Origin of the sequence: Tatumella morbirosei, from assembly GCF_000757425.2 — a bacterium.
In the GTDB taxonomy this organism is placed as follows: Bacteria; Pseudomonadota; Gammaproteobacteria; order Enterobacterales; family Enterobacteriaceae; genus Tatumella; species Tatumella morbirosei.
This window is the reverse complement of record NZ_JPKR02000003.1, coordinates 860,337-885,184: the sequence shown is the minus strand read 5'-3', so window position 1 is coordinate 885,184 and position 24,848 is coordinate 860,337. Positions and strand designations below refer to the sequence as shown.

General features: G+C 51.6%; 25 protein-coding genes and 1 pseudogene. 9 read left to right on the top strand and 17 right to left on the bottom strand.

The window, feature by feature from the left end; all coding sequences use genetic code 11:
* Nucleotides 1-2: 2 nt before the first annotated feature.
* From HA49_RS06975 to HA49_RS06935, 9 genes are all read right to left on the bottom strand, one after another.
* Nucleotides 3-911 carry a MurR/RpiR family transcriptional regulator gene (locus HA49_RS06975; RefSeq protein ID WP_038021466.1) on the bottom strand — a complete coding sequence of 303 codons (909 nt, stop codon included), beginning with the start codon at nt 909-911 and terminating at the stop codon, nt 3-5.
* Entirely contained in the window at nt 908-1,855 is a 948-nt protein-coding gene (locus tag HA49_RS06970) for an ABC transporter substrate-binding protein (RefSeq protein ID WP_038021465.1), read from the bottom strand. Before HA49_RS06970 ends, HA49_RS06975 begins: the two co-directional genes overlap by 4 nt.
* A 15-nt stretch (nt 1,856-1,870) precedes the next feature.
* Complete coding sequence (locus tag HA49_RS06965; RefSeq protein ID WP_038021463.1) at nt 1,871-2,923, bottom strand: FecCD family ABC transporter permease; 1,053 nt, start codon at nt 2,921-2,923, stop codon at nt 1,871-1,873.
* Entirely contained in the window at nt 2,920-3,951 is a 1,032-nt protein-coding gene (locus HA49_RS06960; RefSeq protein ID WP_038021461.1) for a FecCD family ABC transporter permease, read from the bottom strand. The genes HA49_RS06965 and HA49_RS06960 overlap by 4 nt, the downstream gene beginning before the upstream one ends.
* The gene (locus HA49_RS06955) at nt 3,942-4,769 is read right to left on the bottom strand and encodes an ABC transporter ATP-binding protein (protein WP_038021459.1); all 828 of its coding nucleotides are present in this window, start codon (nt 4,767-4,769) and stop codon (nt 3,942-3,944) included. The genes HA49_RS06960 and HA49_RS06955 overlap by 10 nt, the downstream gene beginning before the upstream one ends.
* 555 nt (nt 4,770-5,324) lie before the next feature.
* Nucleotides 5,325-5,888: an LOG family protein gene (locus HA49_RS06950; protein ID WP_038022631.1), complete on the bottom strand. Its 564-nt coding sequence runs from the start codon at nt 5,886-5,888 to the stop codon at nt 5,325-5,327.
* Between the two features lie 116 nt (nt 5,889-6,004).
* Nucleotides 6,005-6,430 (bottom strand): cupin domain-containing protein, encoded by a 426-nt coding sequence (locus HA49_RS06945; RefSeq protein ID WP_038021456.1) that lies wholly within the window; start codon nt 6,428-6,430, stop codon nt 6,005-6,007.
* Nucleotides 6,431-6,577: 147 nt separating this feature from the next.
* Complete coding sequence (locus tag HA49_RS06940) at nt 6,578-7,777, bottom strand: MFS transporter (protein ID WP_052752453.1); 1,200 nt, start codon at nt 7,775-7,777, stop codon at nt 6,578-6,580.
* An 86-nt stretch (nt 7,778-7,863) separates the two neighbouring features.
* The gene (locus HA49_RS06935; protein WP_038021454.1) at nt 7,864-9,390 is read right to left on the bottom strand and encodes an MFS transporter; all 1,527 of its coding nucleotides are present in this window, start codon (nt 9,388-9,390) and stop codon (nt 7,864-7,866) included.
* Nucleotides 9,391-9,537: 147 nt separating this feature from the next.
* Between HA49_RS06935 and HA49_RS06930 the strand changes: the two genes are divergently transcribed.
* Both HA49_RS06930 and HA49_RS06925 read left to right on the top strand, forming a co-directional pair.
* Complete coding sequence (locus tag HA49_RS06930) at nt 9,538-10,470, top strand: LysR family transcriptional regulator (protein ID WP_046791707.1); 933 nt, start codon at nt 9,538-9,540, stop codon at nt 10,468-10,470.
* A gap of 81 nt (nt 10,471-10,551) precedes the next feature.
* Entirely contained in the window at nt 10,552-11,472 is a 921-nt protein-coding gene (locus HA49_RS06925; RefSeq protein ID WP_038021452.1) for a bifunctional helix-turn-helix transcriptional regulator/GNAT family N-acetyltransferase, read from the top strand.
* A 140-nt stretch (nt 11,473-11,612) separates the two neighbouring features.
* Here the strand turns inward: HA49_RS06925 and HA49_RS06920 are convergent, their stop codons facing one another.
* Nucleotides 11,613-11,855 carry a DUF2543 family protein gene (locus HA49_RS06920; RefSeq protein WP_038021450.1) on the bottom strand — a complete coding sequence of 81 codons (243 nt, stop codon included), beginning with the start codon at nt 11,853-11,855 and terminating at the stop codon, nt 11,613-11,615.
* A gap of 223 nt (nt 11,856-12,078) precedes the next feature.
* Here HA49_RS06920 and HA49_RS21960 point away from each other — a divergent pair, with 223 nt between their 5' ends.
* Complete coding sequence (locus HA49_RS21960; protein WP_281177693.1) at nt 12,079-12,204, top strand: hypothetical protein; 126 nt, start codon at nt 12,079-12,081, stop codon at nt 12,202-12,204.
* A gap of 4 nt (nt 12,205-12,208) precedes the next feature.
* Here HA49_RS21960 and HA49_RS06915 read toward each other — a convergent pair.
* The 3 genes and pseudogenes from HA49_RS06915 to HA49_RS06905 all read right to left on the bottom strand — a co-directional run bounded on the left by HA49_RS06915 (nt 12,209) and on the right by HA49_RS06905 (nt 15,126).
* Nucleotides 12,209-13,203, bottom strand: a pseudogene (locus HA49_RS06915) (aldo/keto reductase).
* A gap of 438 nt (nt 13,204-13,641) precedes the next feature.
* Nucleotides 13,642-14,385: a glucose 1-dehydrogenase gene (locus tag HA49_RS06910; protein WP_038021447.1), complete on the bottom strand. Its 744-nt coding sequence runs from the start codon at nt 14,383-14,385 to the stop codon at nt 13,642-13,644.
* Between the two features lie 51 nt (nt 14,386-14,436).
* A complete protein-coding gene (locus HA49_RS06905) occupies nt 14,437-15,126 on the bottom strand; it encodes a DJ-1/PfpI family protein (protein ID WP_038021445.1) in 690 nt (229 codons plus the stop codon).
* 101 nt (nt 15,127-15,227) lie between these two features.
* On the opposite strand from HA49_RS06905, the gene HA49_RS06900 reads away from it, so the two are divergent.
* On the top strand, nt 15,228-16,172 hold the full coding sequence (locus HA49_RS06900) for a GlxA family transcriptional regulator (protein ID WP_038021443.1): 945 nt from the start codon (nt 15,228-15,230) through the stop codon (nt 16,170-16,172).
* A 161-nt stretch (nt 16,173-16,333) separates the two neighbouring features.
* Here HA49_RS06900 and HA49_RS06895 read toward each other — a convergent pair whose 3' ends face one another.
* Entirely contained in the window at nt 16,334-17,140 is an 807-nt protein-coding gene (locus tag HA49_RS06895; protein WP_038021441.1) for an AraC family transcriptional regulator, read from the bottom strand.
* Between the two features lie 77 nt (nt 17,141-17,217).
* On the opposite strand from HA49_RS06895, the gene HA49_RS06890 reads away from it, so the two are divergent.
* The 3 genes from HA49_RS06890 to HA49_RS06880 are packed head-to-tail and all read left to right on the top strand — an operon-like array spanning nt 17,218 to nt 20,389.
* Nucleotides 17,218-19,254 carry an FUSC family protein gene (locus HA49_RS06890; protein ID WP_038021439.1) on the top strand — a complete coding sequence of 679 codons (2,037 nt, stop codon included), beginning with the start codon at nt 17,218-17,220 and terminating at the stop codon, nt 19,252-19,254.
* Nucleotides 19,244-19,456, top strand: a complete 213-nt coding sequence (locus tag HA49_RS06885; RefSeq protein ID WP_038021438.1) for a DUF1656 domain-containing protein — start codon at nt 19,244-19,246, stop codon at nt 19,454-19,456. Before HA49_RS06890 ends, HA49_RS06885 begins: the two co-directional genes overlap by 11 nt.
* The gene (locus HA49_RS06880) at nt 19,457-20,389 is read left to right on the top strand and encodes an HlyD family secretion protein (RefSeq protein WP_084706386.1); all 933 of its coding nucleotides are present in this window, start codon (nt 19,457-19,459) and stop codon (nt 20,387-20,389) included.
* Between the two features lie 264 nt (nt 20,390-20,653).
* Here the strand turns inward: HA49_RS06880 and HA49_RS21655 are convergent, their stop codons facing one another.
* Nucleotides 20,654-21,109 (bottom strand): transcriptional repressor, encoded by a 456-nt coding sequence (locus HA49_RS21655; RefSeq protein WP_245610166.1) that lies wholly within the window; start codon nt 21,107-21,109, stop codon nt 20,654-20,656.
* Between the two features lie 150 nt (nt 21,110-21,259).
* Between HA49_RS21655 and hisI the strand changes: the two genes are divergently transcribed.
* Together hisI and zigA are read left to right on the top strand one after the other, a co-directional pair.
* Complete coding sequence (hisI, locus tag HA49_RS06870; RefSeq protein ID WP_038021436.1) at nt 21,260-21,673, top strand: phosphoribosyl-AMP cyclohydrolase; 414 nt, start codon at nt 21,260-21,262, stop codon at nt 21,671-21,673.
* A 28-nt stretch (nt 21,674-21,701) separates the two neighbouring features.
* Nucleotides 21,702-22,925, top strand: a complete 1,224-nt coding sequence (zigA, locus tag HA49_RS06865; RefSeq protein ID WP_038021434.1) for a zinc metallochaperone GTPase ZigA — start codon at nt 21,702-21,704, stop codon at nt 22,923-22,925.
* A gap of 55 nt (nt 22,926-22,980) precedes the next feature.
* On the opposite strand, the gene HA49_RS06860 is transcribed toward zigA, so the two are convergent.
* Complete coding sequence (locus HA49_RS06860; protein WP_211259052.1) at nt 22,981-23,187, bottom strand: hypothetical protein; 207 nt, start codon at nt 23,185-23,187, stop codon at nt 22,981-22,983.
* Between the two features lies 1 nt (nt 23,188).
* Complete coding sequence (locus HA49_RS06855) at nt 23,189-24,841, bottom strand: nucleoside recognition domain-containing protein (RefSeq protein ID WP_038021430.1); 1,653 nt, start codon at nt 24,839-24,841, stop codon at nt 23,189-23,191.
* Between the last annotated feature and the right edge of the window lie 7 nt (nt 24,842-24,848).

Genomic DNA, 24,848 nt, shown 5'->3' with positions numbered 1-24,848 from the left:
GCTCAGCGTTTGTGGCTGCCGGGTTTTAATCCCCGGTGCAACTCATCCATCCGTTTCATCGATCTGATAGTCCGCTGGGAAGCCGAGGATGCGACTGCCAACACCAGCATTTCCAGGCAGACCAGCACCGTTCCGTGCAGGGGAACTTTTCCGTTTTCTCCGCCACGCGGTACCTGAATGACAACATCTGCTTGTTCCGCAAACCGTGAATCCATCGCGTTAGTCAGCAGGATAACCGGAATGCCCAACCTGCGGGCCTCCCTGAGAGTCGTCATCCCCTCGCGGTGAGCTGATTTCTGGGCCATCATCAGCAACACGTCACCCCGTTGCAGGGCGAGCAGTTGTTCTGCCAGCCCAATACCGGCGCGGTTGAGCGGAGAGCAGGGCAGGCCAATCCGGTTAAACAGTCGCGCCGCATATTCAGCAAGGATTCCTGAAGCGTTAATACCGAAAATAGCCAGCTGCCGGGCATTAAGTAGCAAACTGACTGCCTGTGACAATGCTGTGCGGTTCTCCTGACCTGACAATACATCGCAGGTACTCCGGTGACCCTCCAGCACAAAATCGATACTCGAATTAATATCACTGGTGAATTCATTCACCGTACTGCTCATTTTATCGGAAGAGTTGGGCACCGGTTCAAACCACAGTTGCAGGGTCTTTTTCAAATCACGCAGCCCTGCAAATCCCAGCGCCTGCACAGCGCGGATAACCGTGGCATCTGAGGTGTCATTAGCGGCAGCGATCTCCAGAGCGGTGGACTCCAGTACTGTTGCCCGGTTTTCATTGATGTAATACAACACCGACTGCAACCCTGCGGAAAGCTGTGGAGCCCGGTGACGCAGGCGTTCGCCAAACACATCGACCCGGTTTTTATTTTTTTTATCTCTGTCATTTTTCTTTCCGCTTATCTGGCCACCGGCAGCAACAGACTGGCAACCTGCGATTGTACCATCGCCGTCATCAGGCCCATTGCCGCAAACGAATTAGAAATGGCCTCTTCCCGGGAGACCATCACATAATGTCCTTTCCGGCAGGCCGACAGGAAATTACACCAGCCAGGCATCACGCCATTCATTGCAGTAATTTCATCCTGCGGCATACCACCATTATCACCACGCCAGGTATCAAACACCAGATCTGCATCCAGCTCCGGAAGCTGTTCCGCACTGACGGTAATTCTCCCGTCCTCCGGAATATGGTTAATCAGTGGTGGAAAAGTCAGCCCCGCATCGCGCAGCACTTTACCCAGTGAGTGATAGCTGTGCATCACGGTAAGTTTTCCGTTATTTGCCTGAATCACTGATACAGTGATTTTACGCTGACCGATAGTTTGTTTAAGTTGCCTTATTTGCTCCTGATAGCGGGCTTCCAGCCGCGACAGTTGATCCTGAGTTCCGGTCAGTTGGGCCAGTTTGCTGTAAATCCGCGGCGCTCCGCCTTTCAGATGGTCGATACTGACGGTCGGGGCAATTTTCTGCAACTGTTCCACCGAAGCACTACGGTTAGGCTCGGTGATAATCAGATCGGGTTTCAGTGCGGCAACGGCTTCGATATCAATATCCGCACTGCCGATAAATCTGATGTCTGAGTTATCGAAATCAATCCCGGTGAGCAACTTTGCCGAACGCAGAGTATGGCTGCCATCAGGATTCGTCCGCCCATGGCTACCGACCGGGAAAATGCCCAGTTCAATCAGCGGGATAGTGATATCCAGATCATGCAGTGAAACGATGCGTTTGGGATGCAAAGGCACCGTTACCGTGCGGCCCAGGTCATCGGTGAATTGCTGAGTTGCCGGGGCCGCATGGCCACAGAAACTGAACAGTAACAGTAGTAGTGTGAAAATACGCATAATACTCCTTAACTCTCAGAACCTGTCCCGGCGTTGCCAGAGCAACAGCAGGAAAAACGGCCCCCCCAACAACGAAATAATGATCCCGGCGGGTAACTGTAAGGGCGCAAAAGCCAGACGGCCGATATTATCTGCCAGCAATACCAGCACCGCCCCGCAGACGGCACTGCCGCTCAGTAGCGTGGATTGTCCGCCACGAAACAGCATGCGGGAGAGATGGGGCGCCATCAGACCGACAAAACCGATGCTGCCGACACAGGAAATGCTGGTTGCGGTCAGAACGACCGGGGCAATAAACCGCAGTAAGGTCAGTTGTGATAACCTCACTCCCAGACCCGTCGCGCAGGTACTACCCAGCATGGCAATATCGGCAGCCCTGGCGGTGATATACAGCAATACCACCGCCGGAATTGCCCAGCAGACCGCCAGTAGCATTAATGGCCAACTGACAGTATTCAGGCTACCGGCCATCCACAACATGACGGTCTGTACCTGACGGACATCTGCGGTAGTCATAAAGAAACCGATAGCGGCGGCAAAAATCCAGGAAATGCCAATACCGGCCAGAATAAAACCGGGCCGTGAGAAATCGCGTGCCAACAGTACCACCAGTGCTGCCACCAGTAAGCCGCCGGTCATACCGGTGATCGGTTGCCAGAGCACACTAAGGGTCGGGAAATACAGAATCTGTGCCAGCACCACGATGCTGGCCCCTTCTTTTACGCCCAGCAGCCCGGGGTCCGCGAGGCCGTTGCGGGTCACAGACTGCATAGCAGCACCGGCCATTCCCAGCATAGCGCCAACGGCTGCCGCCATCAGCAGCCTGGGCAAACGAACATCACGGATAATATAAGCGGTGTTGCCGACAGAGTGGTCAGGATAAAATAGCGCCTTGCCCACCGAAGAGACTGGAATCGGCAGACTGCCATGGCTGATGCCAAAGACGAGTAAAATCAGCAGCAGTAGCAGAAACAACCCCAGCCGGCACAAAATTTCCGGGCGTAACAACAACGAAAAACGACCGGCGCGCCAGACAATGGCCGGGTTGCGCGGTAACTGTCGACTCATTTAAACAGCCTCGAGGCAATAAAGATAAAGACCGGTGCACCGGCCAGCGCGGTCATTACCCCGGTAGCCAGCTCCTGCGGGGCAACCAGGGTTCGGGCAGCGATATCGGCGACCAGCAAAATCAGCCCTCCTGCGAGGGCGCAGCAAGGGATAGACCTCTGCAAATCACGTGTGACCAGCCGACGGACAATATTTGGCACAATCAGGCCGACAAAACCAATCGGACCGGCCAGTGAAGCCGCCACTCCGCTTAACAGGGCAATCGTCAGTACTGCCAGTCCCCGGGTACGGGTAATATTGACTCCCAGTCCGCGGGCCTGATGGTCTCCTAAGGCCATGGCATTGAGTGCCGGCGCCAGCCAGAGCGCCAGTATTCCGGCCAGCAGTAGCGGAAGTGCCGCGGCACTGACCACCGGCCAGCGAAGTCCTGACAGGTCCCCGGCCAGCCAGGTGCGCATGTCCAGCAGTGTCTGCTCATCAAGAATCAGTATCGTGGCGGTCAGTGACGCGGTAAACGCCGAGAGCGCGACACCGCACAAGGTGACTTTAATCACCGTCATTCCGCTGCGACCGGCAGAGGAAAAGGCAATCACCAGGCTAAATACCAACGCAGCCCCGCCGGCCGCAGCCAGGGGACGTAACAGCGGAGTGGTCACCCAGTTAACACCAAAAGCCGTGCAGGCGACCACGGCTAAGGATGCTCCAGCATTGAGGCCCAGAATATGCGGTTCTCCCAGTGGATTGCGGATAACTGATTGCAGCAGCAGACCGGCAACCCCCAGTGCCGCACCCACCATCAGTGCCGCGACCAGCCGCAGTAACCGTAATTCTATCACTACATGATGACTGAAATTCATCGGGTCATAATGCAGGAGTGCCTGTAGCACCGTCGAAGGAGGAATAAAGCGGGGGCCAATCGCCAGTTCAAAGACCGAACCGGTCAGTACTGACAGTAGCAATAACAGCAGCGATAACAGATAACGCGATCGATGCTGTGTGGTATGGGTGAGCAATGCTGTCACAGAGATCTACCCGTATCAGTAGGAAAGGGCAGAAAAAATGGTTTTCCGGTGAGCGGGTTCACCGACATATGCACTTCCAGATCGAACACCGAACGGATTAATTCAGGCGTACACTGCTGTGGATCATCGGTGACAGAACACAACCGGCCTTGTTTCAGAAACACCAGACAATCGGCATAATTCACCGCAAAGTTCAGATCGTGTAGCACCATGATGACGGTGCGCTGATGATGCAGTGTCAGATCCCGCAGCAATTCAAGAATATCAACCTGATAGCGCAGGTCGAGAAAGGTTGTTGGTTCGTCGAGCAAAATCACCGGTGTCTGTTGTGCCAGTGTCATTGCAATCCAGCAGCGCTGCCGTTGACCGCCGGAAAGACTGTCTACCGGCACACCGGCCAGCGCTTCTGTACCGGTCAGTCGTAAGGCTTCCTGAACGGCCAGTTCATCGGACTCAGACCATTGTCGTAAAAAACCCTGCCAGGGAAAACGCCCGCGTGACACCAGTTCAGCAACGGTCAGACCTTCAGGAAGTAACGGTGTTTGTGGCAAAATGCCCAACTGACGGGCGAGTTGCCGGGTCGGTTGCTGGTGGATATCTTTACCGTCAATAATAACCTGCCCGTCCACAGGGCTGATCATTCGTGCAATGGTGTTCAGTAGCGTAGATTTTCCTGAACCGTTCGGACCCGCCAGAATGGTCATTTTCCCTGCGGGTAACTGCAGATTGATATCGTCGATGATGATGTTTTTCTGATAACCGGCGCGCAGGTTATTGATAGTTAAACCCGGATGATTTTTCTCAGTATCAGTCAGTTGTGACATTTGCTTTCCCGCAGCGAGCACTGTTGTTTAGTGCACCAGATATGCGGCTAAACAATAATAAGTATCATTCTCCGCTGTGATTTTGCGGGCGCGATATGTAGTAGTCAAGCTGAAATTGGCAACTTTTACTGTGGTTTTTATCATCAATACCCACAGTAAACCGCTTATTTTCTCAGGAGAGATATCAAAGGCTAATCCGTTATGTCTGGATTGTTTACCGAATTATTAGTCGCGGGAAATTATGTGGAGGCTGTAGTGGAAATAAATGCATTCTGATTTACTACTACATTTTGCTGATGTGTGGTTTTTTTCTTTAAGAATAATGCTACCCGGTTCTGATATACCTGCCGGCGTAAGATAATACAGGCTGCCAGGGATTAACCGCCTGAGTTCCGCCAGTTTTGGTCAACCCTGAGATTATCTCGGGTTAACAAATTTGAAGATTCAGGTGGTTAAGTGGGGCGGATAAGCTCCGGTTTTTTCCGGAATAACTGTTTCCACCGCAGAGGGAATCATATTCAGCGGCCACCCAGGGGGGGACCGGATTCAACGCGGTTAGCGTGACCATTTGACCGGAGGAGGGGTATAACTGATAATCTTTTCGACCAGAAGCACCGGGTCATCTGAAACAATCAGCATATCTGCATAGGTCTGTTTCATAAATCCGTCGGAAATCGTCCGTTCAAAAAAGGACAGTAGCGGGTCATAAAAGCCATTGATGTTGAAAAAAGCACAGGGCTTATTGTGCAGACCCAACTGAGCCCAGGTCCAGGCCTCGATAATCTCTTCCAGGGTGCCGGCCCCGCCGGGCAACGCGATAAAACAATCAGCACTACCTGCCATCTGAGATTTTCTCTCATGCATATCACGAACGACTTTCAGTTCACTGAGACCCGGATGTGCCAGCTCATGACTGACCAGCGCTTCCGGCATGACTCCCAGGATATCCATTCCGCAATCAATCGCTGTGTCAGCCACACTGCCCATTAAACCGACCTTTCCGCCGCCATACACCAGACTGAACTGTTGACTGGCCAGTTGCTGTATCAGACGCCGGGTCTCACGGACAAAAATGGGATCATTCCCGCAGGCGGATCCACAAAACAGTGCTGCACGCATATCACGATTACCTTTACTAATCATTAAAAACAGAGGACAACTTCAGCAGGCTAACCTGCCACCATCGAGGCAGCGAATTCTTATTCGCCGCCACCAGGCAAAGATGGTTCAGGAGATTATTGTTGAGCAGCAATAACATCCACCAGGACTAACGGTTGTTTACCGTTATTGGTCAGTCCGTGAGATTCGCCTTTACGCACAATAGTGATATCACCGGCACTGACCGGATAATCTTTACCGTCGGCATCTTTGAATAACCCACTGCCGGAGACTATGATGTAAGCATCTTCGTTATCAATATGTTTGTGATAACCGATAGAGGTGCCAGGTTTTAGTGTCAGCCAGCTAATCTCTTTGATCGCCTGGCCTGCGCTGGCTTTATCACGGGTAAACGCAAAAGCAGCCTCGACGGAGCCTTTACCGCCACCTAAACCCTGTTTTTCCATTTTCTGTTGCTGAGCACGGGTAATAATCTGTGCATTGGCCAGCGATACCGGCAGTAATACAGCGACACATACTAAAGCAGCGGTCAGTTTACGCATTATTTTCACCTGTAGATGGGCTGTTACAAAGACCAACCGGATTGGCCGGTCCGAACGGGTAAGCAAAGTTTACTCCGTTGCAGAAAAAACCCAAGACTGAAACGAAAATCTGTCAATATTTTCTGGCCGTTAGCGCAAAATTTGTCTTCAGACCACGACAACGCTCTGCGGGGCTGACCGGAGAAAACGCTGTGCATAAATGCCACCGGTCAGAGCAAACAGTGTCAGCAGCAGGGCAAACAGCATAGCACTGACGGATAAGCCCTGTTTATCTGCCAGGTAACCTGCCGCTACGGGCAGAATTCCTGCGGGCAGATAACCGCCAAAATTCAGCAATGCATTGGCCTGAGCCCTGCGTCGATCTGCCACCTGTAAAGCCAGCAGTGTCAGCCCGCCAAACTGGCCTAACCCCTGTCCGGCCCCGGCCAATAGTACGCCAAAAATCAGCCACGGATATTCATGCAGGGTGAGAGAAACCGCCACCAGGACCATCGACAGGATGGTGGCCAGCGAACTTCCGAAGAATACCCGGGATAATGGCCAGTGGCGTACCAATACCTGGGACAATGTCGCGCTGATAAACATGCCACAGGTCATCATTCCGGCCATTAACGGATTGTAGCTGTGAGCGAGTAAGGTCAGCAGCGACGGACCGAGCGCCAGTATAAATGACGTTGCGGTAATCCCTGGCGCAAAGGCACCTATTCCGCAAAGCAGGGCACTGATATTTTTAGCCGGCAGTGAAGGTAAGGTCAGACGTAAACTGTCCGATGTGGCGGCGCCGCGTGGTGCAAAGGGCAGGCGGACAGCGATGACGATGGCGACGAGCAGCGCGCAGAACAACAGTAAAAATAATGGAATTACCGGATGTGTCAGTATCTGCATCAGCGTACCAGAGATTAAGGGGCCCATGCCTGCGCCGGCCACCATCGCAGCTGAAGCCAGTAGTGCCGCCTGCCGCCGCGATTGCGGAGCGGTAAGGTCGGCAACACCTGCCATCCCCGCGGACACCATGACCCCGACCGCAATGCCGGACAGCAACCGGGCCACGGCCAGTGCTGCCACAGATTCAACATTAGCAAACAGCAGGCAGGCAATCATTGCGGCGGCCAGACCGGGCAATAGCAAGGGTTTACGCCCGTAGTGGTCGGATAACTGCCCGGCGAACAGCAAGGTACCTAACAGACCTGCGATATACAGTGCGAAAATCACGGTTAGCGTGCCGGACGTATATCCGAACTGATGCTGCCAGAAGCTGTATAAGGGAGTGGGTGAATTTGACAGCATAAATACTGCAGTAATCAGCCATGAAGCTCCGACAACTGCAGTTTTAGATGAAGATTGCATGATGTGGTTCCTGTGCCAAAGGGTTATTCAGGCACAGAATGGTCTGTGCCAGTAAGAAATAATGATTCAGGGGAATGCGCAGCATATTACCCTTGTGAGGAATCAGGACGGTTCCGGCGCTGGCTGAACAGCAGGAAAATAAATATTGCTGTGAGAACTGACCCGACAGATAACGCGTACATTACAGTGCTGAGCCGGGTCAGATACAGAGAAGCCAGCAGGCTGCTGCTACCCGGTAGCAGTTCTGTGGCGGATGCCAGTTCCCCCAGGGCCAGGTGGCTGGCTGCGGCCTGCAGCGATTGAGCTTCAGCCGCTGGCAGTGCGGAGGCCAGGGAATGATTGAGTAATGTGGCCAAAAGTACCCCGACGATGGCAATCGCAATGCCATCTGCCGAGACTCTGACACAGTTAAAAATACCAGTGGCCATTCCTGCTCTCTCAGAGGAAACCACGCTGACCGCCAAAGCATCCATCAGCCCCCAGGGCAAGCCAATACCCGCTCCGACGGTAAGCATGGCTAACGTCAGACCACTGTCAGTACCAGAGGCCAGGACGCTACCGGCGTAACTCAGTCCGCCAGCAGTTAACAGTAATCCTGCGGCAGACAGGACTCCGGGTGACAGCCAACGGGTCAGTGAGGCCGCCAGGAAAGGTACCACCAGCAGCGGTGCGGCAAGTGCAATCATCTGGCGTCCGGCAATATCCACAGGCAGATGGATGACACCAATCAGGTATCCGGGTAGCAGGACAATCAGGGTGACAAAGAAAAACGCCGGAGAGGCTGCCAGTAACTGGACTCCACAAAACCGTGCTTGCCGAAACAACGATAAATCAAGCATTGGATGACGGGCCCGCCGTTCTCTGACTACAAACAGAATAAACAATATTAAAGCTGCGCCAGAAGTCATCATTACCGCCGGACTGTGCGGAGGGGAAACCGGGGCCTGCAGAATAGCGATAGTCAGTAATGCCAGCGCTCCGGTGAAGCTGGCAGCGCCGGGCCAGTCCGGTGTCAAGGCTTCCGGTTGCCGTGATTCTTGGGAAAATATTATCACCAGTAACATCCCGGTCAGGCTAATCACGGCGGTGGCAAGAAATACTGAGCGCCAGCCGGCGAAGGAGGTTAGCCAGCCCGCGGCCAGCGGACCGAAGGCCAGTCCGAGCCCGAAGGTTGTTCCGAGTAAACTGAATACCCGGGTGCGCTGTGCACCACTGAAGGTTTGGGTCAGTGAAGACATAGCCCCGGCAAACGCCGCAGCACCTCCGGCGCCCTGTAACAACCGCAGAACGTCTATCCAGCCAACGGAGTGGGCGGTCGCAATCAGGCTGGTAAACAAGGTAAACAGGATCAGTCCGCTGAGCCACAGCCGTTTACGACCATAGATATCCGCAAGACTGCCGGCAGCCATCATGCTACTGCCATAGGTCAGAATATAGCCATTAACGACCCAGTTAAGCTGAAGGGTACTGCCACCTAACTCATGGCTGATGGCAGGTAACACCATGGCCGGACCGGTAAAACAGAGAGGGATCAATATTCCTGTCAGGCAGGCTGCAATCAGTTGCAGCATCTGTCTGGCAGTGACCGAGGAATTTACAGACAGGGTCGTCATGGCACCTTTTCTCACTGAAAGCTACAAATGTCCTGAAAACTGACAATCTGCCCGGCGGGCAGACCTTCGCACAATACAAGGCGACAAACCGGAGAAAAATAGTCTATTGTTCCAGACATACCGGACTAAAATTCACAGGTGAGCATGATGGAAGCCTTCACCGGCATCACTTTTTTTGTTCAGGCAGCCGAATGGCGCAGCTTCTCTGAAGCGGGGCGGGTATTGGGTGTTTCTGCTTCAGCGGTGGGGAAAAGTATTGCCAGGCTTGAAGAAAACCTGGGGGTTAGCTTATTCAACCGCAGTACCCGTAGTATTACCCTGACGACCGAAGGAGCCCTGTTTCTTGAACGTTGTCGGCGTATTTTAAGTGAACTGGAAGCGGCAAAGACAGAACTGACCGGAGCACGCAACGAGGCAAAGGGGAAACTTCGGGTCAGTCTGCCGCTGGTCAGCGGTTTGGTGATGCCGGTGATCAGTGGCTTTATGCGCCAGTATCCACAAATTGAGCTGGATCTCGATTTCACTGACCGGCTGGTGGATGTGATTGAAGAAGGTTTTGATGCAGTGATCCGCAGTGGCGAAAATGCTGATTCACGGCTGAGGTCAAGGACTCTCGGACATTTTAGCCTGCAACTGGTGGCTTCACCGCGTTATGCGGAACAGCATGGATTACCGGAACGACCTGAACAACTGACATCTCATGCCTGCTTACAGCATAAGTTTCCTGAAACCGGCAAATTTGAGCCATGGCCACTGCTGCACCCGGAAGGTAAACCACTACCGGCTCTTCCTGCCACCATGATTTGTAATACCACGGAGGTCTTACTGAATGTGGTGCGGGAAGGCCTCGGAATTGCTTGCCTGCCGGATTTTATGGTGAAACAGGGGATTCTGCACGGAGAACTGTTACCGGTTTTGCCAGAGGCGACCTGCCATCAGGGGGTATTCCGTATTCTCTGGCCTTCTCACCGTTATCCTGCGACCAAACTGCGGGTTTTTATCGACTATATGGCCCAACATCTGTTGCCTGAGACGACTCGCCAGGTGTTGAGGTCACCGGCAAACACAGACCAGGAGTGACCTGGTATTCTCTGAATTTAGTTAACAGGGTTAACTAAATTGGGTATGCTTGGTGGCAATTACTCCACACGGATCCTTTCTATGGACAATCAACAGGTTCGTCAGTACCGCGCATTATTGCGCGACATGGTCAGAGAATTAGGCATGCTGAGCCGCAAAACCAGCGGAACAGAATTATCCCCTCTGCAGAGTCATATCCTGATTGAACTTAACCGGCAGCCCGCCGGCGGGACTGAGCTGGCGGCACGCTTATGTGTTGATAAGGCCAGCATGAGCCGAACGTTGCGTACGCTGAGCGAGGCGGGGTATTTGCTGAAAGTGTCCAGCCAGCTCGACGGCAGGGCTTCCACTTTCAGCCTGACGGAGGCAGGGCGGGAGCGGTTACTGATGCTGGAGGCGAATGCGGATCGTTTTACTGAAGAAGCGCTGGCGTCTTCCTCCGCTCAGGAAATAGACGATTTTTTTTCCACGATCAGTCGTTTCTCGGGTTGCCTGCGCAATGCCCGTCGGCAGCGGGAAGCGGGGGTGGTTTTCCGGCCGATAGAATCCCGGGATAATGCCACCATTGCTGAACTGATCCGCAATAGTTTTCGCGACAACAAAATAGACCATCTGGAAGGGGTCAGTATGCATGACCCCGAACTCGACTGTCTGAGTGAAGTTTATCAGCGTTCCGACAGTGGGTACTGGGTAGCGGAGGCCAACGGTAAAATTGTCGGCGGTGGCGGGCTGGCGCCTCTGCCGGGTGCATCTGGGGTCTGTGAATTACAAAAACTCTATTTTAGCCGTGAGGTGAAGGGGATGGGACTGGGCAGGCGTATGATTGCTTTTGTCCTTGCCGAGGCCAAAAAGCGGGAATATCAGGCGTGTTATCTTGAAACCCTGGATGAGCTGAAAGATGCGGTAGGGTTGTATAAAGCCTTTGGTTTTACCTCTCTGAGCAGACCGATGGGCAATACCGGCCATAACAGCTGTGGTATCTGGATGATCAAACATCTCTAATCTGCTGATGCTGACGGGTATGACCTCAGCCTGTGGCGGCCACAGGCTGATGACGAATTCCTCATGACTGGCAGAACGCTGCCGTTGTCCGTGGTCCTGGCTGTTTGGCTCCTGACGGGCCAGTGGGCTGTCAGCCCGGGTTATTCGTTACCCCATTGATTTAGAAATTCCGCAATATCATCAATACGGTGAGTTTCGATACCGGCTTCTGCTGCCATCTGCTGCTGATCCTGCTCGCTGATTTCAGGGTTTTCTGACAGTCGGGTCAGCAGTAGCTGAAAATAGTGAGCCAGAGCATCGGCTTCAGATTCTTTAACCGGCTGCTGGCACTCCTCCGCATACTCTTCCACCATGTCGTAATATTTAAAGTGTATTTGCTTCATAACCGTTTTCCTGAATGTGCGGGCAGATAGTGCGCAAGGGCGCTGGCGCCAATTATACGGGCTATTGCTTGCCGGGGGGAAATGGTTCTTGCCTGTCATTGCTGGGTACCCCGATCCACCGCCGCCCGGGCATTTTTATCATTCCTGCTGCTAAGAGCTCATGTTTCCCGGATAGGAGAGGAGTGGTCACACCTGTATGATGCTATGGGTGAAAGGAGGAAACATGTCCGGTCGGGTCAGTGAAGTGGTTGTCATGCAGGCAAAAAATCTGACAGTTGATTTCACCCGTTTCTCTCTGGCGGGCCGTATCGCGGGTTCACCGGCCCTGAGACCGGTTAACCCGGGTTGATGAGCTAACTGAAACCCATGATCGGATGAGCAATATAGTGCTCCTCAAGCAATGTAATCTCTTCATCGGTCAGCTTCACATTGAGCGCCGCAATGGCATCATCAATTTGTTCAGTTTTTGAAGCACCGATAATGGGGGCTGAAACTTCGGGTTTCGCCAGCACCCAGGCCAGCGCAATCTGTGCCATCGGTAAACCACGTGCCTGCGCTATTTTTTCTACCGCAGCAATCACTTTGTTATCCGCGTCTTCCATCTGGCTGTACATCGCTTTACTCACCTTATCGCTTTCCGAACGGGCGGAGGTGACGCCGACAGGGCGGGTCAGTCGCCCGCGCGCCATTGGGCTCCACGGCATTAAACCCACCGACTGGTCAGCACATAACGGAATCATTTCCCGCTCTTCTTCACGGTAGAGCAGGTTGACATAGTTTTGCATCGATACAAAGGGTGTCCAGCCTTCACGGCGGGCAATTTCCTGCGCTTTAGCAAACTGCCAGGCATACATAGAGGATGCACCAATGTAGCGGGCCTTACCTGCTTTTACTACATCATGTAATGCTTCCATAGTCTCTTCAATCGGCGTGGAATAATCCCAGCGATGGATTTGATACAGATCGACATAGTCGGTTTGTAGTCGCTGAAGGCTTTTGTCGATTTCGGTCATGATCGCTTTACGAGACAGCCCCTGACCGTTCGGTTTTTTTCGCCGTCATTGGCACCCGGTGGGAAAAAAACCTTGGTCGCAATGACAATTTCTTCCCGGCGGGTCAGTTCTTTGAGTATTTTTCCCACGATCACTTCGGATGTTCCGGCGGAGTAACTGTTTGCTGTATCGAAGAAAGTAATGCCGTTATCGATGGCATGAGCAATGATCGGGCGGGACTTTTCTTCATTCAGCGTCCAGCTATGTGCGCCGGCATCCGGTTCGCCATAGGTCATACAACCGAGGCATAACGCAGAAATATCCAGCCCGGTGGAGCCTAGTTTCTTGTATTGCATGGGTGTTTCCTCTGAGCGGCCAGTCATGGACAAATTTTCTGACTGGCGAAAGACGGGGAGATTAAGAAATAGTAACCTCTTTACCTTAGTTAGCTCCGGGCAGATGTCAAGGCATGAGGCGAAGTACAGCTTGCGGTGTTAAACACGGACTCGCCAGGAAAAAGCTCGTTCTGAACGATGTTCCTGAGTAAAAAATCAGCCTTCCAGACAACTTACGTTCCCGTTCCAGACAAGAACCTTATCATGCGCAACATAGGTTTATCTGCTGTCCACATTGATATTTAAATTTCTTCCCTCGTTGCCCGGAATTACGTAAACCCGGGCCTGTTATCCGATTCTTCAACTGCTATAACATGAAAAAACTAATAGCTATAGGGATTATTGCCCCTATAGCTATAAATGGATGCCGGATGAAAAACCTCCCGCCTGACCGGTGTATCAGATCTGAGAAATTCCGCCATCGACGACTATTTCTGCCCCGAGAACATACGAAGATTCATCGCTGGCAAGATAAAGCGCCGCCGCAGCAATATCTGCTGCCTCACCCATCCGTCCAACAGGAATCTGAGCTGCCATCTGATCTTTAAAGTCTGCAAGCTGCTCTGCGGTTCGGCGCCTGCTAATCAATGGGGTGTCAATGCTGCCAGGACTGATAGCATTCACCCGGATCTGACGATCCAGTAATTCGCGGGACCAGCTGCGAGCCAGCGAACGCAGGGCAGCTTTGGATGCGGCGAGAAGTGAGATTCCGGGTCTGCCGACATGAATGATAAAAGACGTGGTCAAAATTACCGAGGCGCCTTTATTCAGAATCGGAGCTATTGCCTGCATAGAGAAGAATACGCCTTTCACATTGATATCCATAATCTCATCGTAGTGGCTCTCATCGGTGGTGGCCAATGGCGTGGCATACGCGATACCGGCATTGGCAAAAAAGATGTCAAGTCCGCCAAAGGTTTCTCTGATTTTATGGCTTGTCAGGCGCATGTCTTCGACAGAACTCACATCAGCAGAAAGAACGACTGCGTTCTTGCCGAGTATGCTTTGAACTTCATCGAATTTGCTGGTGTCACGGCCGGTAACAATGACGCGTGCGCCTTCACGGACGAAAAGCTGTGCGGTGGCAAGCCCAATGCCACTGGTACCGCCGGTTATCAGCGCGGTCTTTCCCTTAAGTCTCATACTCTCTCCTTAAAACAGAAGTTTCGGTTAATCAGGAATTTGTAATATTTCCTAAATTGTGAGTGAGTCAGGATGTTGTTGCGCCACCCGGCCGATACGCTGCTTAGCCTCTGTGAGCGTATTTGCCATTTTGTTAAGAACCAAATGACGGATAGATGATGGTGCTGTGTCGGGCAGGCCTGCATTGAAGGGCGGTTCAGGGGCATACTCAAGTAATAACTGAATGGACTGTGCTGTGTCTGTCCCTCGTAATTCCGAGATCAACGTAAGTGCGAAATCGATTCCTGCTGTAACGCCCCCGCCGGTGATCACATGGCCGTCGCGTACCACGCGTCTGTCATCGGCGATTGCGCCAAATAGCGTAAGCATATCGCGCCAGGCCCAGTGGCAGGCCGCACGGCGTCCCTCCAGCAGGCCTGCTGCTGCCAGGATGAGTGAACCGGTGCACACGGATGTCAGATATTCTGCGTGGCTGCCAAGTCGTTGGATAACAGTAACAAAGCGCGGGTCTTCGATTGCCGATACACAACCTGCACCGCCAGGGACACACAGGATATCGCAATGTTCTATCGCCTCAAGACTGGTTAACTCACCGAAGGTTAAACCATGTGACTTAACAGGTAAGCCATCCAGTGATGCAACGATGATCTGTACGTCCGGAACGAGACTTAACATTTGATGCGGGCCGGTAAAATCGAGATGTGTAACGCCCTCGTAGAGCGGGATAACAACGGTAGTCATTTTAGGCTGCCTCGTGGATTGAGTTAGGTTATCGAACTGGATCAATGATGTCGTGATGCCTGAATTGCGTAAAGGACATAGATCCCTTAAAATAGGACATCATGCATACTGTCGGTTTTTACATTTATCCCGGTCACCAGATTCTTGACCTTGCCGGGCCATTCGGCGCATTTGAATCTGTGACGCGTATTGTTGGACACTCTTTCTATGAGCTCAGCACTGTGTCGCGTGCCGGGGGAAGGGTGTGCGGAAGCGGCGGTCTTCCGGTTGAGACCAGTCTGGCAACCTCAGCAAAGACAGACACGCTGATTGTCGTCGGCGGTGATACTGTCACCATGCTCGATAGCGGTGAGGTCGAGGTGGTCGCAGCACTTGCTGGCCGGACTGCACGTGTCGCCAGCGTCTGCACCGGAGCATTCCTTCTTGCAAAAGCGGGATTGCTTGACGGCAGGCGGGCAACAACTCACTGGCGGATGGCTCACCGGTTGCAGCAGGAATATCCTGCTGTGAAAGTTGAATCTGACCGGATTTTCACTGAGGACCACGGGATCTGGACATCGGCCGGGGTGACCGCCGGTATAGATCTGGCGCTGGCATTAATAGAGACTGACCTGGGCGTCGATGTGGCGCGCAGGGTAGCCAGTGAACTCGTTGTCTATCATCGCCGATCAGGCGGTCAGTCGCAGTTCTCTCCAATGTCATTGATGGATCCCGAAACCGACCGTATGCGTATGGCATTAAGCTTTATGCGCGACCACCTTCACGAACCGCTATCGATCGAAAGGATTGCGGAGGCTGTCAATCTCAGTCCTCGCCAGTTCGGGCGAAACTTTCGTCGTGAAACGGGTGAAACTCCTGCCCGGGCGGTGGAACGTCTGCGAAGTGAAGCCGCCATGGTGCGGTTGCAGGCAGGCTCCGAGCCTATAGAGTGGATCGCCGGCGCGGTGGGCTTCGGTGACCCGGAACGGATGCGGCGGGCTTTCATAAAGATTTATGGCAAGCCACCGCAGGCTGTTCGTCGCGCTGATAAGTCAGGAAGGAATTAGAGGGCACCAGTCTGGTCTTAACGTCTTATAACAGTGTCACATAACTGATGTACTCAGATTGAGCAGCTCAATGAATTTCACAACGTTTGACATTACGGGATCGTTCACGTAGTTCGGCATAAGTGATGTTGAGTCGCTTAAGGTTGAATGACGTGATAACGCTAACTATCGGATAAGTTTGAACTTATTTTCCGCTCAGAAAAATAGTGCGCAGGAGTACTGCCCATTGCCTTTTTGAACATGGTAATAAACGCATTCACCGACTCATATCCGAGATTTGCTGCAACGTTCTGGACCGACACGCCGCTCGCCAGTTCCCGAAGCGCGATGATCAGTTGCAGTTGCTGACGCCAGCGTCCGAATGTCAACCCGGTTTCGCGCACCATCAATCTAGCGAGAGACCGCTCACTCATTGCCAGCCTTTTTGCCCACGCTTTAAAAGTGCTTCGATCGTCCGGCTGACTGACCAGCGCATCGGCCATGGCACGGATTTTAGGGTTCGACGATACCGGCAGACTGAGTTTCTGTTGCGGCATGGTGGCTAACTCATCCAGTGTCACCCTGGTCAGTCTGGCAATATGGCTTTCCGGCGAGTATTCCAGGCCTTCATGGGTTAAACGAGCAACAAGTTCCTTGATCAGACCGGAAATAGCCAGCGTACAGCATCGCTCCGGCAGCGCTGCAGCTCCGGGCTCGATAAACAGATAGTTCAGGTGTGCGTTCCAGGTCGCTTTGGCGCTGTGTGGTACTCCGCCCGGGATCCAGACGGCGCAATCCGGCGGCACGATCCAGATATCATTTTCGGCGCGACAAATTACCGCCCCATAGAGCGCAATGATTAATTGTCCTTTACGGTGCGTATGCACCGGCACTTCAGCAGCATAATCGACGAAATCCAGATGCCGTGCGACTGCGGCGTTAGAGGTAGAATCCGGATCAAACAGTGTATTGGCGAGTGGCGGTAACATAGAATTGGCAAAATTTAGGTATTTTTTGACAGAATAGAGTATTTAAGTAGATATGCAAGCCGGTAATAATTCCCGGCATGAGAAAAATCAACGCAACTTACCTGAATTCTTTAAATACGTTATGCCATCGACTGCGTGGCAGGGTCTTGCCTTCACTATTGAATGATTCGAACGCGCTACTCTATTCCGCAAAGAGTTTTATCGCAGCGATGCTCGCATACTACATTGCACTGTCAATTTGCCTGGATCGGCCGTCCTGGGCAATTATCACCGTATATATTGTTTCGCAAACCTCCGTAGGAGCATCGCTGAGCAGATGTCTGTATCGGCTGGTGGGAACTGTCGCCGGCGCGGGTATGACGGTATTTATTGTGCCAACATTCGTCAATACCCCCGTACTTTGCAGCGTGATACTGACGGGCTGGATCACTTTTTGCCTTTATTTGTCTTTACTGGAACGAACACCCCGTGGTTATGGTTTTGTTCTTGCCGGTTATACCGCAAGCCTGATTGGTTTCCCTGAGGTCTCCGATCCTGGTGCTATCTTTAACGTGGCTATCATTCGGGTACAGGAAATCATGATTGGTATCCTGTGTGCAGCACTGATTCATCGTTATGTATTGCCCACGCGCCTCTCAGGGCAGTTCAACAGTAGATTGTTGCAGATGCTAATCGCGGCAAGACAGAGTATCGCGGATACATTGACGGGTAAAACCGATGCTGTTTCCTCACCTTTACATATGGCACTGGGATTGCAGTTACTGCAGGGCATCAGTCATCACATTCCTTACGATTTTTCGCTCTCTGTTCCGGAAAAAAATGCCAGAAAAGGGCTTCACGACAAACTCGCGAGATTAGTTATCGTTAACTGTGAGTTGCGTGACCGTATCGCGTTGACTGAGAAGATACCCGGTGATGTGCAGAAGTTGCTGAGTGACGTTTCTCTCTGGCTGAGCGGTAAAGATGAAAGCCACTTTAAACACAGGGGCGAAGCGCTTGAAAGTCGAAGTGAAAAATTACTGCAGCATTATGTCGTGAATCAGCTGACGTTTGAAGAAGCGCTGCAGGTGAGTCTTCTACGCTACCTTACCGAGGCCATTGTTCTTATACAGCAGTGTTATCGTCTTACCGGGGTGATTCATCTCGCTCAGCAGACGCCTGACCTCCGGGATAACACCAGCGTGAGAGGCTATGTATTCCATCGCGACCCTCTCACTGCTGCCCGCACTGCACTGGGGGCATTCATCATCATTTTGAGTGGTTGTCTGCTGTGGATTTATACGGCATGGCCAGATGGCGGCACGGCAGTTTCTATCCTTGGTGTCTGTTGCACCTTGTTTGGCAGCTTCGATACACCCGCCCCGCATATTGTGAAATACATTATCGGCTCCTTCTGGGGAGTCGTGGTAAGTCTTATCTACAGCTTCGCTCTGTTGCCACAAGTCAATGATTTTATTGTGCTGGTCGCGGTATTAGCTCCGGTATATCTGCTGGCCGGATCACTTCAGGCCAGACCGCCAACCACGTTTATGGCGATGGGAATCACACTTACGCTGCCTATCCTGTGCGAACTGGGTGCTCATTATAGCGGTGATTTTGCCGGGGCGGTGAATACTGCAATCGCACTGTTTTTTGCGACCGGTTTTGCGGTATTCGGCATGAGCCTGCTTCAGACTCTGCAGGCAGACAAGGCGATAAAACGGTTGCTGGCATTATGCCAGCGAGACATTAGCCGCAGCGTAAAAGGTGTGCTGAATTCAGATGAAACCCTGTGGACTAACCTGATGATTGACAGGGCAGCGTTGATACTGCCCAGATTACAGCGCAGCAGTCAGCCGGCGGGGGCGCTAAATCAGTTATTGCATACCCTGCGCAAAGGGCTGTGTGTTATGCGATTACGGCAGTCTGATGCACATGCCAACCAGGAAGTTACCGAAATACTCACTCTTCTGACACGCGCGACTGATACCGACACCTTACTTCAACGGATCGCCAGCCTGACTGAACGCAGCCTGACCCTGACAGATGAACTATCCAGACAAGATATCGGGCAGTTGGTTGACCTGTACTGTGCGTTGAACGTTCTGAACCCGGGGCCTGCTGATGATCAATGATTTTAATTTTGAAGGGGTTTTTGTGCCTGGTCTGCTGATCATAGCCCTTGTCGCGCTGATCTGTACACGTTTACTTATTCAGCTTTTCTCGCTCACCGAGGGTTACCGATGCTTGCCATTTCGACCAGTCATCAACATTTGCGTGATGATAATTATGTTTTACCTGCTGTTGCAGGGGCTTAACTCCCCGGGGATTTTTTAAATGAAACCATTACTTTCTCTACTGGGCCGCTATATGTTGACGCTTAGCGCTGTGGCGGTGGCCGGACTGTTGGCTTTTATTCTCTGGAAACATTATGCGCAAACGCCCTGGACACGCGATGGCCGGGTTCGCGCTGATGTGGTACAGATAGCACCTGATGTCTCCGGACCGGTGGTTAATGTGACCGTCCATGATAACCAGTGGGTTAACCGGGGCGATGTGCTCTATTCCATCGATCCCCACTGGTTAAGCCTGGCAGTGGCCAGTGCACAGGCAGATGTTGAGGCTAAACGTCATGAAATGCTGATGCGTCAGGATGCGGCGCGACGCCGTTCTCAGATTAAAGGGGTGATTTCCAGTGAAGATTTACAGCAAACCTCCAGCGCCGCCAGCGTTGCTGCGGCCAATTACCAGGCATCACTGGCAGCACTGGATCTTGCAAAGCTTAATTTATCCCATGCTATTGTCCGGTCTCCGGTGGCGGGCTATGTCACCCATTTACGGCTTCGCCCCGGCGACTATGCTACCGCGGGAAACACTAATGTCGCCATTATCGATGCCGATAGTTTTTGGGTGGTTGGCTATTTTGAAGAGACAAAGTTGCGCCATATTCGCACAGGAGATAGTGCACAGATTTCGTTGATGGGATTTCAGCCAGTAATCACAGGTCATGTGGAGAGTATCGGACGCGGGATAGATGATAATAATGACGACACCGGGGGACTTGGACTGCCGAGTGTCGAGCCTACATTCAGCTGGGTGCGACTCGCGCAGCGTATCCCGGTCAGAATTCACATAGACAAATTACCGCAAGGTATTGAGCTGGTCGCGGGTATGACCGCCACTGTATCTGTTTCATCTCTGGATAAAAATAAGGGCCTCTGCGGAGAATTTATGTTACTGGCAGGGAGTGCATTATCACATTGCCCGTGAAAAAATACTCCGACGTCCCGGGAATAGGGTTCCCTTAATTAATTAAATAGCCTAAAGGCAGACGGGGTCTGCTTTTTTCATTAAAGTTATATTGCTGATATAACTTACTCTAAAACTGACGTTATCCACTTGCAGAGATTTCCGTGTTATTTTCAGTCTGTCTTTTGGAATCTGTAATTTATCTCTTTGTATTGCCTTGGTTGAGATGGCTTTAATCCATGTTAGCGAATAAGGCTGACTGTTTTACCCGGCAATCAGGGCAGGTTACCCATATTTCCATATCTTTTTATACACCGTACAACCATACTTTGTTGCGTTATTTTCAATATAAGAATGAATATGCTCGTCAACATGCTGAATAATCGTCCCGCAAGTTGCGCAAATCATAAACAGAGTTGCTGTCTCAGATGATAAATGCTTTTTCCTGACGAATTTACTGCAGCATTCAATTTTAACGATAATCCCTGTCTTTTCCAGATAATCGAGAGATCGGTACACCGTGGAGGGTTTGGCATTTGGATTATCCTTTTTCATTAACTCCAGTATCGGATAAGCACTAATACCCTTATCTTTCGCTTGCCTGACAAAATAAGAAACCCTTTCCCGGAGCGGCGTGATATGGACTTTCTTACTCTCAATGAGTTGCATCAATGCAGGACAATCCGTAGAGGAGAGGACAACCTCCTCTGACGTTACCGAATAGTATTTATGAGTTACCACTGATGACCTCCTGTTGTCGCCAAGGTTGCATTTCTCCTCTGTTACTCCGGAACAGATAACGCTGTTGATATCGTTATTAGCTGAGTAATAAGAACAATTGGTAAACATAATTGTTATGTTATAACATAACAACAAAACTCTGAGGTGCCAATGTTTCTGCTACTGGAAAAAGCCCCGGCAGGTGCAGTCTTCAAACTTGAAGACATTCTGTCGTCAATACCCTGGGGGCCGGATGGACTGATTGCTGTGGTTGCTCAGCAGTACAACACAGGAGAAGTACTGATGCTTGCCTGGATGAATCAGGTGGCCCTGCAGGAAACATTACGTACCCGCAGAGCCTGTTACTGGTCACGTTCACGTTCCGTATTGTGGCGGAAGGGAGAAAGCTCTGGCTGTATCCAGCGGGTGCATGATATCCGACTGGATTGCGACGGAGATGCGGTGCTTTTACTGGTTGATCAACAGGGGGGAGCCTGCCACACGGGGCGACGAAGCTGCTTTTACAATGCGATTAAGGGCGAAAGTGTCGTTGTCATCGGCGACCCGTCTTATCCGGATTTATAGAATAAAAAATTGGAGGAGAGGTAAGTTAATGTCAGAAGTTAGTACGAATTTTAATAATGATAACCGTTTGCCGGTGACCGTGCTGTCCGGATTTCTGGGAGCAGGAAAAACAACCCTGCTTAACCATATCCTGAACAACCGGGAAGGACGACGTGTTGCTGTCATCGTGAATGATATGTCTGAGGTGAACATTGATGCTTCTCTGGTCAGAGAGGGAGGGGCGGAACTTTCCCGAACAGAAGAACAACTGGTAGAAATGAGCAATGGTTGCATTTGCTGCACGTTGCGTGAGGATCTTTTGCTTGAAGTTAATCGTCTGGCGAAAGAAGGGCGATTTGATCAGCTTGTGATTGAGTCCACCGGCATTTCTGAGCCTTTGCCTGTTGCAGAAACGTTTACCTTTGAAGGCGATGATGGTGAAAGCCTTTCGACGGTTGCGCGTCTGGATACCATGGTGACTGTGGTGGATGGATTCAATTTTTTAAAAGATTATGGCTCGGAAGATAGCATTGAGTCACGTGGAGAATCGTTAGGTGAAGGGGATGACAGGAGCGTTGTTGACCTGTTGATTGACCAGATTGAATTCTGTGATGTCCTGGTCCTTAATAAAATTGATCTTATCAGCGAAACGGAAAAAGACAGACTGATGGCGATTTTACGTTCACTGAATCCACGGGCCAGAATCGTTATTTCAAAATTTGGTCAGGTTTCACTGGACAACATACTGAATACCGGACTGTTTGATTTCGGGCAGGCCGCTCAGGCACCTGGCTGGCTTAAAGAACTCCGGGGTGAACATACACCGGAGACAGAAGAATACGGGATCGCCAGCTTTGTCTTCCGCGCCCGCCGGCCTTTTCACCCGACCCGTTTCTGGCAGGTGATGGAAAATGAGCTGGATGGAGTCATCAGGTCAAAAGGGCACTTCTGGCTAGCCAGTCGTCCGGAGTACGCTGGTACGTGGTCACAGGCAGGTGGCGTCGCGCGACAAGGACTGGGGGGTATGTGGTGGGCGAGTGTGCCAAAAGAACGCTGGCCAGAGGATCCGGAATCACTCAAATATATCATGTCTCACTGGAAGGAGGGTATTGGTGATGCCCGGCAGGAGTTGGTCTTTATTGGAATGGCAATGAATGAAACTGAACTGCGCGACCGGCTGGAGTCTGCCCTGTTAACGGATAGCGAATTTGCCGAGGGACCTCAAAAATGGCGACAATATCCCGACCCTGTTGAGGCCTGGTTCGGGGAGTGACTCATTAGGTACCCGCCTTTGGCGGGTACCATTGAATTAAGGTGAGAAGGAGGGTTTAAAACAATCGTTCACTGGCTTTTCTGAACCAGTTGACCACCATGTTCAGATGAGCTTGTCCATATAATAAGACAAAACGTCGGGTTTCCTGATGCCCCGGGTCTTCAAGGACTGTCAGACGGGAAGTAATGAATGCCGGAGTCAGGGGAATCCCACATTCTTCTGTAATACATTTGTACCATTCCGCGTAGGTTTTCGGGATCATATTATGCTCCATACATGAATATCAGAGATATTCCCAGGGCTACCGCCAGAGACGTCAACGCCTGTTTACCTGCGATTCCCGCGGCAAACCGCCAGTTTATTTCACGGGCGATAGTCAATATTGTGACAAGGCAGGCCGTCAACGTCGAGGCAAGCCAGACAAGTAGTAGTAACTGAGATGAACTAAGGGACTGAATTAAGCTGCCGCCACCCTGATTAAGTACCATCAAACCATCTTTCCTTAACAGTGAAAAAATGATCCCGGGCATCAGTGCTGCCGGCAACTTAAAAAGATGAAGTAAAGGTGCCATCGATTCACTTAGCCAGCGGGTGACTCCTGCGTAATCAAGTATCCCTGCAACAATGCAGATCATCAGGAATAACGGCATGGCTTGTGTCATGAACTGGCGGAGGATATTTTTCAGCATCCAGGTCACATTTCGCCAGCGCGGCCACTGTAACCAGGTGAGCTCTGTTAAACGTTGGTTTAGGTCAGCCTTCAACGACGGATTCCACAGGCGGGTATGAATTACGCCAGTGATAAACAGCAGGCTGAGATAGGGAATAAAAAGCCAGGGCTGGTGGGCGGCATTAAAAAGCGAAAGCGTTGCCCCCGTCTGATAGCTACATGCTGATCCAAAACTAATCAGGCTGATACAGGACTGCCTGGTGCAACGGGAACACGAACGGCTCTGAAAAACCGCCACGACATTACAGCCAAAACCGCTTAATACAGGAATAAGATCCTGACCAGTGAGACCGAGTTTTCGCAACACGGGGTCCAGCGTCGCCGTAATTCTTTCCTTAAGTCCACTGTCGTCTGTCAGTGAAAGTGATACCCCTATCAGTACTACAACAGGAAATGCCCAGATAAAAGAATAAAGTCCCAGGCTCAAAAGCCCATAATTGCCCACAAATAATGCCTTCAGAAAGCCGGGCCAGTGGGTGGTTATATTCTGAACCGGCTGAATCATCGCATCATCAATAACAGGCTGAATGAAATCGGACAGCAACCATGCGACCCATACCGGAACAGCAAAAAGCAGAAAAAGAGACATTATCGCCGCAGGCGGACCCATCCAACGGTGCTCGAATATCGTTTCCCGGGGGTGGGCAGTCAGCAGATTAATCACCGGCATTTTATGGCAGGTTAAAGCGTCCGCCGAAGGAGTGGGTTTACTGTGCACCAGTAACTGCAGGACTTGCTGGCGAACATTGCTGTCAGTTTCTCTGGCATTCAGTGACATGACTGGTGCACCTGAGACTTCCTCAAGGTATTTTGCGACCTCATTGAGCCCTATGATGACCTTATCAGGAAAGGTCATCAGGATAATCAGGTTTTTTGTTCCGGCTGGAATAAGGCGGCAGAGTGACTGCCATTCTTGTTGAGCGTGTGTTGCCCGAAGAACGAGGATAATTCCATCATGCTGGCTGAGTGCACCAAGGGCGAGTTTTGTGGTTTCACTGTCACTCTCAAAGCGTATGCCTGGCGAATCCACCAGGCCGATCCCCACCTGTTTAATGAAACCTTCCCGACATACCACCGTTGACCCCCGAAAATTACGTTCATCACTGGCAATACTCTCCGTCAGGAGATTAAACAGAGTCGATTTTCCTGCGCTCTCTAATCCCATTAAAACGAATGTTTTTTGCATACCCCGA